General features: G+C 42.8%; 9 protein-coding genes and 1 pseudogene. 3 read left to right on the forward strand and 7 right to left on the reverse strand.

Annotated elements, in window-relative coordinates; translation table 11 throughout:
- Positions 1–34: 34 nt before the first annotated feature.
- A complete protein-coding gene (locus tag DXA05_RS03840) occupies positions 35–1,720 on the forward strand; it encodes an arylsulfatase (RefSeq protein ID WP_008024141.1) in 1,686 nt (561 codons plus the stop codon).
- 99 nt (positions 1,721–1,819) lie between these two features.
- On the opposite strand, the pseudogene DXA05_RS03845 reads toward DXA05_RS03840, so the two are convergent.
- The 5 genes and pseudogenes from DXA05_RS03845 to dut form a co-directional block, all read right to left on the reverse strand.
- A pseudogene (locus DXA05_RS03845) lies at positions 1,820–5,835 on the reverse strand (two-component regulator propeller domain-containing protein).
- Positions 5,836–5,855: 20 nt separating this feature from the next.
- A complete protein-coding gene (locus DXA05_RS03850) occupies positions 5,856–7,157 on the reverse strand; it encodes a peptidoglycan DD-metalloendopeptidase family protein (protein ID WP_008024137.1) in 1,302 nt (433 codons plus the stop codon).
- Entirely contained in the window at positions 7,154–7,732 is a 579-nt protein-coding gene (locus tag DXA05_RS03855) for a DUF4292 domain-containing protein (RefSeq protein WP_004322450.1), read from the reverse strand. Before DXA05_RS03855 ends, DXA05_RS03850 begins: the two co-directional genes overlap by 4 nt.
- Positions 7,729–9,501, reverse strand: a complete 1,773-nt coding sequence (locus DXA05_RS03860; RefSeq protein WP_118219522.1) for a tetratricopeptide repeat protein — start codon at positions 9,499–9,501, stop codon at positions 7,729–7,731. The genes DXA05_RS03855 and DXA05_RS03860 overlap by 4 nt, the downstream gene beginning before the upstream one ends.
- 24 nt (positions 9,502–9,525) lie before the next feature.
- Complete coding sequence (gene dut, locus DXA05_RS03865; RefSeq protein ID WP_004309527.1) at positions 9,526–9,957, reverse strand: dUTP diphosphatase; 432 nt, start codon at positions 9,955–9,957, stop codon at positions 9,526–9,528.
- Positions 9,958–10,081: 124 nt separating this feature from the next.
- Here dut and DXA05_RS03870 point away from each other — a divergent pair, with 124 nt between their 5' ends.
- The gene (locus DXA05_RS03870; RefSeq protein ID WP_032811965.1) at positions 10,082–11,428 is read left to right on the forward strand and encodes a deoxyguanosinetriphosphate triphosphohydrolase; all 1,347 of its coding nucleotides are present in this window, start codon (positions 10,082–10,084) and stop codon (positions 11,426–11,428) included.
- Here the strand turns inward: DXA05_RS03870 and DXA05_RS03875 are convergent.
- Together DXA05_RS03875 and DXA05_RS03880 are read right to left on the reverse strand one after the other, a co-directional pair.
- Positions 11,400–12,416: a GNAT family N-acetyltransferase gene (locus tag DXA05_RS03875; RefSeq protein ID WP_008024133.1), complete on the reverse strand. Its 1,017-nt coding sequence runs from the start codon at positions 12,414–12,416 to the stop codon at positions 11,400–11,402. The genes DXA05_RS03870 and DXA05_RS03875 overlap by 29 nt on opposite strands.
- 26 nt (positions 12,417–12,442) lie before the next feature.
- On the reverse strand, positions 12,443–13,261 hold the full coding sequence (locus DXA05_RS03880) for a 1-acyl-sn-glycerol-3-phosphate acyltransferase (protein WP_008642784.1): 819 nt from the start codon (positions 13,259–13,261) through the stop codon (positions 12,443–12,445).
- Between the two features lie 258 nt (positions 13,262–13,519).
- On the opposite strand from DXA05_RS03880, the gene DXA05_RS03885 reads away from it, so the two are divergent.
- Positions 13,520–14,023 (forward strand): RNA polymerase sigma factor, encoded by a 504-nt coding sequence (locus DXA05_RS03885; protein WP_004315377.1) that lies wholly within the window; start codon positions 13,520–13,522, stop codon positions 14,021–14,023.
- Positions 14,024–14,261 lie beyond the last annotated feature (238 nt).

The raw sequence follows: 14,261 nt of genomic DNA on the forward strand, positions 1-14,261 counted from the left end.
AGTGAAAAACAAATTATAAACCAACATTAAACTTATGAATTCTAAATTTTTACTATTACCAACCGCCTTGATGGTTGCTGGACATTCTGCAGCAGAGGCCAAAGGAAAAAAGTCCGATCAAAGACCCAATATCCTGGTAATTCTTGCAGATGACCTAGGCTATTCTGACCTGGGATGCTACGGTAGTGAAATCCACACACCTAATCTGGACAAACTGGCAAAACAAGGAGTACGTTTCAATCATTTCTATAACACCAGCCGGAGTTGTCCGACGCGTGCTTCCCTGTTGACAGGACTTTATCAACATCAGGCAGGAATCGGACGTATGACCTTCGATGACCACCTGCCGGGTTACCGGGGAACACTCTCACGCAATGCCGTTACCATCGCAGAGGTATTGAAAGAATCAGGATATGCTACCAGCATGGTAGGTAAATGGCACATCGCAGAAACTCCACTACGCAAAGATCAACGCGAATGGCTCGCACATCACGTATATCACGAAACCTATTCTGATCTTTGTCATTATCCGGTAAATCGCGGATTTGATACCCACTATGGTACTATCTACGGAGTAGTAGACTATTTTGACCCATTCAGTCTGGTAGAAGGTGAAGTACCCGTGAAAGAAGTACCCGACGGATATTACATCACACAGGCGCTTTCAGACCGTGCAGTGAAAGAAGTGAAAGAGTATGCCAAAGACGATAAACCATTCTTTATGTACCTGGCTTACACAGCACCACACTGGCCATTGCATGCACTGCCGGAAGATATTGAAAAATATAAGGATACCTATAAAGTTGGCTGGGAAGCTATCCGTAACGCCCGTTACGAACGTCAGAAACAGCTTGGTATATTCCCTAACATGGATAATTTCCTGTCTGATAGACAGTTCAAAGATAAATGGGAAGATAACCCACATGCTGAATGGGATGCTCGTGCCATGGCTGTTCATGCTGCCATGATCGACCGTATGGACCAGGGAATAGGACAAGTAATCGATGCTTTGGAAAAGACAGGACAACTTGAAAATACACTGATTTTATTCCTTTCCGACAATGGATGCAGCAATGAAGATTGTCAGAACTACTCTCCCGGAGAAAATGACCGTCCTGATATGACACGTAAAGGGGAGAAAATGGTTTATCCTCATAACAAAGAAGTGCTGCCTGGCCCGGAAACCACATACGCTTCACTGGGAGCACGCTGGGCAAACGTAGCCAATACACCGTTCCGTTTCTGGAAAGCCAAATCTTATGAAGGAGGTATCTGTACTCCGATGATTGCCCACTGGCCGAAAGGTATCAAGAAGAATGTCGGCAAAACGACTCCCGAAATCGGACATGTGATGGACATCATGGCTACTTGTATCGATATGGCAGGCGCCACTTATCCTACCAAATATAAAGGAAACGACATCATCCCATTGGAAGGTAAGAGCTTGGTTCCTATCTTCAAGACCGGACATCGTGAAGGACATGACTATCTTGGATTCGAACATTACAATGAACGTGCATTCCTCTCTAATGACGGTTGGAAACTGGTTCGTCCGGGAGAAAAAGCTAAATGGGAATTATACAACCTGAATGAAGACCGAAGCGAAATGCATAATCTGGCAGCACAATACCCTGAAAAAGTAGCTGAAATGACAAAGGCTTACGAAGCATGGGCTAAACGTTGCATGGTAGAACCTTACCCGGGACAGAAAAAGAAATAAAGCCTACTCAATTAATTATTTTATATTTGACTCCTGTCGGAAAATATCCAATGATATTGCACGACAGGAGTTTTTTTATATGCTTTTATCCCTTCTTTATCAAGCCTCACCTGAAATCGGAGGCTGACCTGTATATTCCTTAGGCAGTACACCATATTGCGCTTTAAAACATTTCGCAAAATAAGAAGAAGAAGTAAATCCTACCTGCACTGCCACTTCTGAAATACGGGTACCGCCCATTATCAGTTCAGCAGCTCTATTCATACGAAGTGTCTTCAAATAATCATTAGGCGACATTCCGGACAAAGCTTTATCTTCCGATAAAAATTAGAACGGCTCATATTCATCTGTTCAGACAGGGTATCTATCGAGAAGTTCTCATCCGCCAACTGTTCGGCTATTACTCCCTGTATCTTCGCTATAAATTCACAGTCTTTTTGAGACATCGCAAAATCCGTTGTCGAAACAGCAACCGTATCTCCTGCCAAGCTCACCATCAATTTATGGAAAGACTGCCTCAACTTCAACAGATTCTCGATCTGCATACGGAGCTGTTTAACAGAGAATGGTTTCTCAACATATACATCCGCTCCACATTCAAGTCCTTCGACTTTAGACTCCAAAGTGGTTTTCGCCGTCAACAAAATAACCGGAATATGTGAATAAGAGATTTCAGACTTCACCTTGCTGCAAAGTTCCAGCCCATCCATCTCCGGCATCATTACGTCACTCACTATCACATCCACATTTTCCTTCGCAAGCACTTCAAGTGCTTCACGACCGTTGGAAGCCCTCAACACACGGAACCACTCTGCCAATGACTCACGAGTCAGATTCAGCAAATCAACATTATCCTCAACCAACAGAACTGTGAACTTCTTTCCAGCATACTCCGAAGAAATCGTTTCAGAAGCATCCGCATGCTCCGGGGATATTTCTACAATATCACTCGTTTTTTCCGTCTCCCACTCTTTGAACGGAAGAGACAGTATAAACGAAGAACCACCTCCAACATTATCTTCCAGACGCAAATCTCCCTGATGAGCCTCTGCCAAAGACTTTGCAAAAGCCAATCCGATGCCAGTGCCTACTGCTGTGGCCACCTTATCGTCAGGCAGTTGATAGAAAGCCTCAAATATCTTTTGTTTCTGTTCATTTGGTATTCCGGGACCATCATCGTTCACTTGTATCTCATATCCCCCATCAGTGACAAGCAGCTTCAAGTCAATACGCGCATGCGCATATTTGATGGCATTTCCCATCAAATTGACAAGAATCTTACTTAATTTGTCCCTATCCACCGTAGACACCAGCTCTTGTTCGGGCATGATCAGTTGCAAATCAATTCCTTTTAATTCAGCAGGGCTTGTAAACTGATTATAAACGTCACTGACAAGTTCTTTAATATCACTCTTTTTCAGATTCAGATGTAGCGTACCACTCTCCATTTTCTGAAAATCAAGCAATTCATTAGTAATCCCCAACAGATAATTTACATTCTTATCTATCACAGACAAATACTTGAGATCTTTTCCTTCACGTTCTTTCTCCAATAATTTTTCCAAAGGAAGCCGTATCAAACTAAGCGGAGTACGTATTTCATGCACCAGATTGATGAAAAAGCTAATCTTCGACTTGTAAACTTCCTGTTCCTTGGTAATCTGATATTTTTCCATCCGCCGCTTATATTTGCGTTTAACACGGAGATTCCATCGCCAAGCCATCCAACCGATCCATCCCAACAGCATGAGGACATAAACGAAGTAAGCAAAGGTACTACGCCACCAGGGAGGAGTAATCACCACCTTTAAAGTGATAGTATTCTCATTCCACTGGCGATCATTATTAGAGCCTCTGACTTCGAACAGATACTCACCGGGAGGTAAATTGGTGTAAGAAGCCATATTATTATCAGTATTCAGAATCCACTCCTTGTCCACTCCCCGAAGTATGTAAGAATACCGGTTCTTCCCCGGATCTTCAAAACTAAGAGCGACAAAACGGATGGAGAAACTATTGTTTTCATAAGATAAAGTCACCTTATCAGCCATATAAAGCGGTTTATCCAACTGAAGCAGTTTCTTCACCTCCTGCTCATCGGTTTGATAAGGCAACCGGATATCGGTCACATAAACCGGAGGAATATATTTGTTATCTACAAACTGTTCCGGCTGAAATACATTAAAGCCGTTGATCCCACCAAAATACAATTTTCCTTCGGATGATTTCAATGAAGATCGAGCTATAAACTGATTCCCTTGCAAGCCGTCATTAATCGTGAACTGGCGGAAATGATCTTTGGTAACAGGATTAATCTTAAAGATTCCGGCATTACTGGATACCCAGAAATCACCTCCCTGATCTTGCTCAATCGCATAAATAACCTTGTTAGGTAATAAAGTATTATGCGGATCAAACTCAATGAATCTTTTCTCTTTAGCATCAAAAGAACACAGTCCTCCCCCATTCGTTCCAAACCACATGGTTCCTTTCGCATCTTCAAATAAAGTAATGACCGAATTACTGGTGATCGTAGTCGAATCTTCCCGTTCATGCTGATAATGTTTCCAATGAGCATTCATTGTATTGTAAGAAAACACACCACTATTGGAAGTCGCAATCCAGAGATGATTGTACATATCCTCATAGATATCGACAACAGAAACCATTGAACCGATGCTTGTGATGGTCATAAAGTTATCTCGAACCGGGTCATAACAACACAATCCCCAACTCGTTCCTACATAAATTTCTCCTTTTCGTCCTTTATAAATACACAACACATCGTTGCTACAAATCGTATTGGGGATTCCACGAGAATGAGTATAGGCTTTCACTGCCCCTGTGCGTAAATTGATAACCCGTATTCCTCCGGCATAAGTACCGATCCATAAATAGTCGCCATCCAGCATTAAAGAACGGATGTCATACTTTTGATTTTTAGCTCCTCCTATTGCATAAGGAGAAAGTTCCCGGGTGGCAACATTGAAAAAATACAAACCGCTTTGAGTTCCAATCCAGATATTCCCATCTTTATTCTCACAGAAAGGAGCAACGACCTCCCCCGCTCCCGGCACTCCGGACAGATAGGCAGGCGAATAATAATCAAAACGTTTAGTCTGCTTGGACATATAGTTAATCCCACCCAAATTGGTCAACACCCAAAGAGCCCCTTCGGCATCCCACATCATTCCATTGATAGTCTGGTCACTCAAACTTCTCGGATCGGCCGGATTATCCGCCCGCTGAAATGTGTTTGTATTTTGATCGAATAGATAAAGCCCGTTATCCGTTCCTACCAACAGCTCTTTATCCGTATACTTCAACAAACAATGAACAGCTCCGAAATTAAACGCCGAACCACTGTAATTGTCTATAGCTTCAGTTCGTTCATCCAAACGGCTCAACAGATTACTTCCCGCACCAATCCAAATATCTCCATCGATATTCTGAATACAGTTCACTTTATAACTATCAGAAGCATTTATATCTAATGAGATTTCATACGTCCGGAGAAACTTGCCGTTTTCGTCAAAGCACAAAAGTCCTTCCTGTAAGGAAGATATATAGACCCTCTTCCGATCAGCACTCTGACAGAGGTCCCATACAAAAGACGTCTGAACACTATTTTGAGTCAACACCTCTGTTTTCGGATCATAAATAAAAAATCCCTGGCCCAAAGTCGCAATCCAGATAAGACCATTTTCCGTCTTGATAATCTTTTTAATCTCACTGCTGATATACACATTATACTGCGTCGTTTTATCAAAGTAAGAGAAACGATCGGTATCTCGGTCATAAATATAAAGTCCGGAGTTTGTTCCAACCCAGAGATTCTTGTCCACCTCTATCAAGGCTTCTACAAAATTGTTTTCTAATGAGAACTTTTCGTTGAGAACATTCCGATACACTTTATTGCCCCGCCCGTCATAACGGTTCAGTCCGTCACTGGTACCCAACCAGATAAAGCCATAACTATCTTGAAGGGCGCACCACACGGTATTATGAGACAATCCATCTTCTACCTGATATTTCTTGAACGAAAAATAAGGAGACGCGGATAGTGTTCCGGTCCAGAAGATCAGCAAGCATATTAGTATTTTAGTTAACTTCATTCTACGTGTTTTTTATTCAATTATCGGTTCAGCCAAGGTTCAGGATTCAACTTCTCTTTCTCCCTACGCAACTGGAAGTGCAATACCGTCCGTCCATTATCCGTGCCGTCAGAAAAGACCTGACCGATGGATTGCTTCGTCTTCACCGTATCACCGGCTTTGACGGATGCAGAAGAAAGATTGCAATAAACAGAAATATAATTGCCATGACGAATGAGGATATTAAATAATCCGTTCAATTGGAATACAGCCGCCACCTTCCCATCAAAAATGGCACGCGCCTGTGCACCCGGTTTTCCCTGAATATCAATACCCTTGTTATCCAGTTTCACATTGCGCAAACCCTCTACGGCATATTGTCCGTAACGGCTGGTGATAATATAAGCGCCGGATATAGGCATTGGCAATTTCCCGCGATTCGCGGCAAAGTTACCCGACAATTCCCGATCCGCCTTACTCATGGTATAAGCCTCAAGAGGTTTCGATTTAGCAGCCGTTTCCGTTGCAACAGATTTTCCCTCCTTGCTTTCTTCTTTCTTACGGGCAGCCGCTTCACGACGAGCCTCTTCCTGCGCACGCTTACGGGCACGCTCTATTTCTTCTGCAATTAATTTATCGATGCGGGCATTCAGCTGATTGGCTTCCCTGCGTTTTTTATTTATCTCATTCTGCAATCCTTTCTGCTTCTTTTGCAGATTAGTCACCAACGTACGCTTCTCTTTTTCCTGCTCTTCCAACTTCACCTTTTCGCTCTCACGTTCTTGCAGCAGGTTCTCTTTGGCGGCTTTCACTTGCTGACGTTCCGCTTTCTTCTTGCGTATCTGCTCCTGTTTCTTTAGGATTTCTTCCCCTTGCAGACGTTGATAAGTGGCATATTCACGGACATATCGCATACGCCGATAAGTCTGCCCCAGATTCTTTGCCGAAAAAATAAACATGAGCTTCTCCTCTATCGACTTATTCTTATACAAGTACTGAACAGAAGCTTCATATTTCTTCTTTTTATCTTTCAAATCCTTCTCCAGTCCGTGCAACTGACGCTCCAATGAAGCCAGTTCACGCTGGATAGCCTCCACATCATTGTTGATAGCCATGATATAGCGTTTCCGCTCTTCAATCTGTCCGGTCAACACAGCCAGACTATTCAACTGGCTTCCCACATCTTTCTTTGTATCCTTCAATATAGATTCCGATTCGGCAATCTGCTTTTGCAGCGCACCACGTTTACTTTCCAGCTCACGAATCAACTTGTTCGATTGAGCGAAAAGAGGAACTGCCAACCACAGGCAACTGATTAGAATAACAAAGAAACGTTTCATCATAATAAAGCTACCAGCATTTTTACTAATTCTTCCAAAGGAATCTGGTTGTATTTAGACGTCAGTTCCGTCGGAGTCATCGAAAACTCTTGTGTGGAGAACTCATAAAGTTGGACTTTAGCCTTTTCTAATGAAGGAATTCCTATATCTTTTCCTGTCAGTTCTGTCTTTCCACCAGGAAGAGAGGCATCCATCAATATCTTTTCCAAACGGGAAAACTCCACATTCTTCGACAATACATTTTTCAATTCAGCTTTAGTGGCACGAACAAAGCGTTTATTCATCCTGTCTACCAATAAAACTTCGTCGGGAGTAACTTCTATACGCGCCACTTCCGTACGCAGAATAGGCATCAATAAGGAGATTTGTACCCGCTCATGAGTTTTCATCTTCATGGTTCCCCCTACAGACATGCTTCCCTTCTTGCCGGGAATGGTCAACTGAAGCCTGGAAGCCAGGTAACTGGATGTCGGAGCCTTTGTCGAAGTCTTAGTTTCCGAAGTTGCCAAGTGTTTCGAGCTCTTACAGCCGGCCAACACCACTACCACCAACAACAGTAGATAAATGATTCTTTTCATTCCGCAATATATTTCTTCTTCTCTATTTTCTGTTTCAACGTTTTCGACTCGCTACCCATTTCCAGTGCCTTCTTCCAATATTTCAACGCACCTTCCACATCGCCGGTCATAAAATAAATATCTCCGCAATGCTCCACAATCACATCGCTCTTCTCGCCGTCGTTCTTCATTGCATTGTCAATATAGATACGGGCTTCGGCATAGTTTCCCTTTTCAAAAAGAATCCATGCATAAGTATCGAGATAGGTCGAATTATTAGGTTCGGCTTTCACCGTTTTATAACTCATCTCCTCCGCCTTGTCCAAGTCACGACGTTCCACAGACAGATAATAAGCATAATTGTTCAATGCGCCAATATTGGAAGGATTGTACACCAAAGACGAATCGTAAGCAGCGTATGCCTCCGCCATCTGTTTCTTGGTATGATAAACATCCCCCATAATTGAATAGAAATCCGAAATGACTTCTTTTTGGGTATCAGCAGTTACGTGTTCCAATGCCCTGCCGCAAACACTCAATACACTATCCGTCTGTTCTGCCTGATGATAAGCAATAGCCAGATAATAATAAAGCGCCAACGCATCCGGAGTAGCTTCAATACCGGGTTCACAGACTTTGATAATTTGCTTGTAGTCTTCCTTTTTCACCGCCGCATTAACCAGCATCAAACGGGCAGCCTTATTGGTAGGGTCCAGATCAACCACCTGCTCCAATACCGGCACAGCCTCTTGTTCCATATTCTTCGACAACAGGTATTGAGAATAAAGCATCGGAATCTGCGGATCATCTATATCCTGCTTCATCATCCGGTCGAACAAGGCAATCACTTGAGTACTATCTTTAGCAGACGACTGTTCGTTTTCCACAATCACCTGTCTCATAACACTGATTTTGGTATCCGAAGTCACCTTCTTATTCAGCAATAAAGTATCCAACTGCTGTTGATACAACTCTTTCTGACCGGTCTGTTCATAATAAGAAGCCATTGAAAAAAGAGCCATCGGATTGTCAGGCTCTACCGCCAGGACCTTCTGATATGCATCGTATGCTTCCTGCTTTTTTCCATTCTGAAGATACACATCTCCCAATATCACCTGATAACGCATATCCATCGGATATTCCTGTACCAGACTTTCTATTTCCTGAAATGCCTTCTTATCATCTTTCATCTGAAGATAAATACGGAATTTCTCCATAGAAAGCTGCTCATTCTTACCCAAGCGTTTCTCTAAACGGTTCAATGTAGAAATGACATCGTTATATTTCTCCTGACGACTGTAAATATCAAGAAGACTGAACAAAGGCTCCTGCTTTGACGGGAAACGGGTTACCATTTTCTCAAGCAACGTTACAGCCTTATCCAACTCGTTCTGTTGCTGATACAGGCTGACCAGCCCCTGGCTATACCAGAAATTATCAGGAGCAAAAGCCACCGCCTGCTCCAAAGCCGCCTGACCTTGCGGCACCTGGCGGAGGAACATATAATACTGCGATATTTCATAAAGCGCCGAAGAAGCGTTCGGATTGATATCCAGGCAATGCTGTAACAAGCCAAATGCCGCATCATACTCATTCTTTTCTTTCATCCGCATGGCTTCCAAAAAGAAGTAGTCATATTTACGCTGTTGTTCAGCAGGAAGCAATGATTCTTTTACCGAAAAGGATGCATCTGCCTTCACTGCTGTTTTTGCTGTACGCATAGAGCGGGTTCCCCCACACGAAGTGAGCACTAACACCGTCACGAACAGCCATCCTATTTTTATCTTCATTCTATTTTTTCGATTAAGCATTCATCATACTCCGGTATGTCCGAAGCCACCGGCTCCGCGTTCCGTTTCATCCAGCACCTCCACTTCCTGCCATACAGGCTGTTCGTGCTTTGCTATCACCATCTGCGCGATACGTTCGCCATCTTCAATAACAAAAGCCTCGGACGAGAGATTGACTAAAATGACACAAACTTCTCCACGATAATCCGCATCAATCGTACCCGGAGAATTAAGTACTGTGATACCTTTCTTTATCGCCAGTCCGCTACGTGGACGAACTTGCGCCTCAAATCCCTTCGGCAGAGCGATATACAATCCTGTCGGCACCAGACAACGTTGTAACGGTTCCAATGTGATAGGTTCAGAAAGATTAGCACGGATATCCATTCCTGCGGACAATTCGGTGGCATAAGCCGGAAGCGGATGCTTCGATTTATTGATAACTTGAATATTCATAAATGCATGTTTACTATTTAACGGGCGAAAATACACATTTTGAACTGAAAAATAGTTAAGTTTGCAGTTAAATAATGTACCGTTCCCTAAATTGTAAATAGTAAATAGTCAAATCGTAAATAAAATGATGAATTGGAAACAACTAATATCAGCGAAACGTTTCGGGATGGAAGAATTCCATGAAGAACGACAGGAAAACCGATCCGAATTCCAACGGGATTATGACCGTCTCATTTTTTCGGCTCCTTTCCGCAGATTACAGAACAAGACGCAAGTATTCCCTCTTCCGGGCAGCGTTTTTGTACACAACCGACTTACGCACAGTCTCGAAGTAGCCAGCGTTGGCCGTTCACTCGGGGACGATGTTGCCAAAGCACTTCTGGAACGTCATCCGGAACTTCAAGATTCTTTCCTGCCGGAGATCGGTTCTATCGTCTCGGCCGCTTGCCTGGCACACGATTTGGGAAATCCACCCTTCGGTCATTCAGGTGAAAAGGCTATTTCTACTTTTTTCTCTGAAGGGAAAGGAGTTCGCCTGAAAGAAAAGCAGCCGAACGGCGAGCAACTTTCTCCGATGGAATGGGAAGATTTGACACATTTTGAAGGAAATGCAAATGCGTTCCGAATACTGACACATCAGTTTGAAGGACGTCGCAAAGGCGGATTTGTCCTGACATATACCACTCTGGCTTCTATCGTAAAATATCCCTTTTCATCGAGCCTTGCAGGAACCAAATCGAAGTTTGGATTCTTCGTCAGCGAAGAAGAAAGTTTCCAAAAAATAGCAACTGAATTAGGACTGACCTTGCTCAACGAGCATCCTTTGAAGTATGCACGCCACCCACTAGTCTATTTAGTGGAAGCGGCAGACGATATTTGCTACCAGATGATGGATATTGAGGATGCATATAAACTGAAGATTCTCACCACTGAAGAAACCAAAGAACTATTAATGACCTATTTCAGCGAAGAGCGGCAGGAACATCTCCGGAAAACATTCCTGATTGTCAATGATGTCAACGAGCAAATCGCCTACCTGCGTTCTTCCGTCATCGGTTTATTGATCCGGGAGTGTACCCGTGTCTTTTTAGATCATGAACAAGAAATACTGTCCGGCACGTTCGAAGGACCACTAATCAAGCGCATAGCCGAACGTCCGGCAGCAGCCTACAAACACAGCGTCGAAGTATCTATCAATAAAATCTACCGTTCACGGGACGTACTGGATATCGAGCTAGCGGGATTCCGCATCATCAGTACCTTACTCGAATTGATGATAGACGCCGTGACCTCACCCGAAAAGGCTTATTCCAAACTCCTGATCGACCGGGTATCCAGCCAATACAATATAAATTCGCCTGTACTCTATGAAAGAATACAGGCGGTACTTGACTATATATCGGGAATGACCGATGTCTTTGCTCTTGATCTTTATCGTAAAATTAACGGGAACAGTCTGCCTGCGGTGTAACCACTTTAGGAGTAAAAACCTCTTTCCCTTCACAAGAAGACAATCTCAACGCATCCGGATGGCTTTCAATAAACGTCTGGATGTGTCGAATTCGTTTATCTTCAAGAATTTCGTCTACAGCAATCAGGATACCGGTTTCTTCCACATCACCGAACTCGTAATTGACAGCTGTTCCGAACATACGCATCGTAGGGCTTAAGCTCATATACGCATTTACCAACGGAGGAATATTATAGCCCAATTTACGGATTTCACAATTCAATATCTTATAGTCCTCTTTAAAAGTACTCTTGCAGAACAATGCGTTCAACTCTTCTTCGGAAGTCTCAAGTTGCAGAGGCTCAATCGGAGTAACAAGTTTCTCTTTATCATAAAAATGTTTCTTGAGGAAATGAAGAATCATATCACGGCCACGACGATGGTAGCTAGGATACATGGTCACCTTGCCAAAGAAATACTTCACATTCGGCATAACCACGGTCAACGCTCCCAACCCGTCCCACAGATTATCCAAAGCGAACAATCCTTTGCTTCCGGCACGGGTAGACTGATATTCAAGCGTAACAAACGAACGCCCCAGCTCAATTGTCTGCGGCAGGTATTCTTTAATAAAAGCATCAGAAAAATGAAACATGTGGGAAGTAGCCAGAATTGGCGCGCCTTTTTCATCAAAACGCACGTCCGTACCAAGCAGATACCGGTAACCACCCAGAATTTCTTCCGCTTCCGGATTCCATACGATCAACTGCTTGTAGGGGTGTTCCATCGTGTCGTATTCATCAATATCCATTGACAGGCCTGTACCTCCACCAGCAGCACGGAAAGCTATTTCACGCAAACGACCAATCTCTCTCATTACATTAGGAGCATTCTGATGAGTAATAATATAAATCTGATTATTACTCTTATTCGTCATTCGTAAGCGTTTGTCTTCCGTCAATTCTGCCTTCAGCAGTTCTTTGCTTACCGGTTTAATAATCTCTTCCATATTCCTTGTTATAGTTGTTCTATCAGTTACAGTTTATAAACAATATCCTTTACGTATTCAGCCCACTGCGCAGGGGTTTTCGATTTATCAAAAGTCTGCCAGGGTATGGGTTTGCCAAAAGTGACAGTAAAAGTTTTGTGGCGATTCTTAAACATTTCATCCGCAAGATACAACATAGCGATGTTAAACTTGATACCCAATGCCTTGCAAATATTTGCCAAGTTGTAGAAGAAATCAGAATTCCTGCCTCCAAAATGCACGGGTATTACATCACGTTTTGCTTGTATGCTCTTTACTACAAATGTCTTTTTCCATTCCAGATCACGAATGACTCCATTCTGACGACGCGAACACAGTCCGGCAGGGAACATTATCAGCTGGTCATCCGACTGAAATCCGGCTTCCACCATTTTCGGGAAGTCTTTTGCCTGTTTGCCGGTTTTATTAATAGGTATGCAAAGGGGAGCCAATCCGCGTAGATTCATCAACAAATCATTCACCAGGTATTTCACTTTCCCGTCATAGTGCTTTCCCAACACATAACCAAGCGCAACACCGTCCTGTCCGCCTAACGGATGATTGGACACAAAAGTATACAATCCATCCTTAGGCAAATTCTCAATGCCTTTTACGTCCACTTTCGCATCCAAAAAGCCCATACATGCCTCCAGAAAGTCCACACCCAATCTATCCTTCGACTCATTCAGGAATACATTAATTTCATCCTGATGAACAATTTTCTTCAGATAAGAAACCACGAATTTAGGGATGTACTTATAATGCTTCGGAGCCTTTGTCCGAAGTATCTTATCGACATCAATCAAAAATAAAGAGTCATCAGTCATTCTTTTCAAATAAAAATGATGGCACAAAATTAACGGTTCTTTTTTATTAATCGCAATAATTTGGTAGAAAATGCAGGATTTAAGTTCAGAAGATAAAAAAATACCACCCAAAAACTATCAAAAACAACCTAAAAACTATCCGCGGATAGTTTTCGGGCATAAAAACGTCGGATTTCCCCCTATCGGGTTTCAGAAATTCACGTAAACTTGCAACATCGAAAATAACAAACGAATATTCACCTTTAAAAAGCAACACATATGAAAAGTTTAAGCTTCAGAAAAGATTTAGTAGGAGTACAAGATGAATTACTACGCTTCGCTTATAAACTGACAACTGACCGTGAAGAAGCAAACGATTTGTTGCAGGAGACATCATTAAAAGCATTAGATAATGAAGATAAATATACCCCTGATACAAATTTCAAAGGATGGATGTATACCATCATGCGCAACATATTTATAAACAACTACCGCAAGGTAGTCCGCGACCAGACATTCGTCGATCAGACGGATAATCTTTATCATCTGAATTTACCACAGGACGGAAGTTCAGAAAGTACAGAAAGAGCATACGACCTGAAAGAGATGCACCGTGTAGTCAACAAACTCCCCAAAGAATACAGAGTTCCGTTCGCCATGCACGTTTCAGGATTCAAATACCGTGAGATTGCGGAAAAACTGAACCTCCCGCTAGGCACAGTAAAGAGCCGTATTTTCTTCACGCGCCAGAAATTACAGGAAGAATTGAAAGACTTCCGCTAGACCTTAACTATACAAATTGGTGATCTCGGATCACATACTTCTTTAATACAGATTTTAGTTTTGATAATGATTAAAAGGCAGAAATACTCCGGTATATTCTGCCTTTTCTTTTATTACTAAGATTAGTTGCACGACACCCGGGTCTCAACACCTACAACACCCGGGTCTCAATGTGTCTGACACCCGGGTGTCAGGTATGATGAGACCCGGGTGTCGTACAAATTCCTATTGCATCAAA

Source organism: Bacteroides sp. AM54-2NS, from assembly GCF_003602935.1.
Taxonomy (GTDB): Bacteria; Bacteroidota; Bacteroidia; order Bacteroidales; family Bacteroidaceae; genus Bacteroides; species Bacteroides xylanisolvens.

What these genes read in the sequence shown, in the direction of transcription:
- DXA05_RS03840 (WP_008024141.1), top strand. Translation starts at nt 35, where the DNA reads ATGAATTCTAAATTTTTACTATTACCAACCGCCTTGATGGTTGCTGGA.
- DXA05_RS03850 (WP_008024137.1), bottom strand. Translation starts at nt 7,157, where the DNA reads ATGATGAAACGTTTCTTTGTTATTCTAATCAGTTGCCTGTGGTTGGCA.
- DXA05_RS03855 (WP_004322450.1), bottom strand. Translation starts at nt 7,732, where the DNA reads ATGAAAAGAATCATTTATCTACTGTTGTTGGTGGTAGTGGTGTTGGCC.
- DXA05_RS03860 (WP_118219522.1), bottom strand. Translation starts at nt 9,501, where the DNA reads ATGAAGATAAAAATAGGATGGCTGTTCGTGACGGTGTTAGTGCTCACT.
- dut (WP_004309527.1), bottom strand. Translation starts at nt 9,957, where the DNA reads ATGAATATTCAAGTTATCAATAAATCGAAGCATCCGCTTCCGGCTTAT.
- DXA05_RS03870 (WP_032811965.1), top strand. Translation starts at nt 10,082, where the DNA reads ATGATGAATTGGAAACAACTAATATCAGCGAAACGTTTCGGGATGGAA.
- DXA05_RS03875 (WP_008024133.1), bottom strand. Translation starts at nt 12,416, where the DNA reads ATGGAAGAGATTATTAAACCGGTAAGCAAAGAACTGCTGAAGGCAGAA.
- DXA05_RS03880 (WP_008642784.1), bottom strand. Translation starts at nt 13,261, where the DNA reads ATGACTGATGACTCTTTATTTTTGATTGATGTCGATAAGATACTTCGG.
- DXA05_RS03885 (WP_004315377.1), top strand. Translation starts at nt 13,520, where the DNA reads ATGAAAAGTTTAAGCTTCAGAAAAGATTTAGTAGGAGTACAAGATGAA.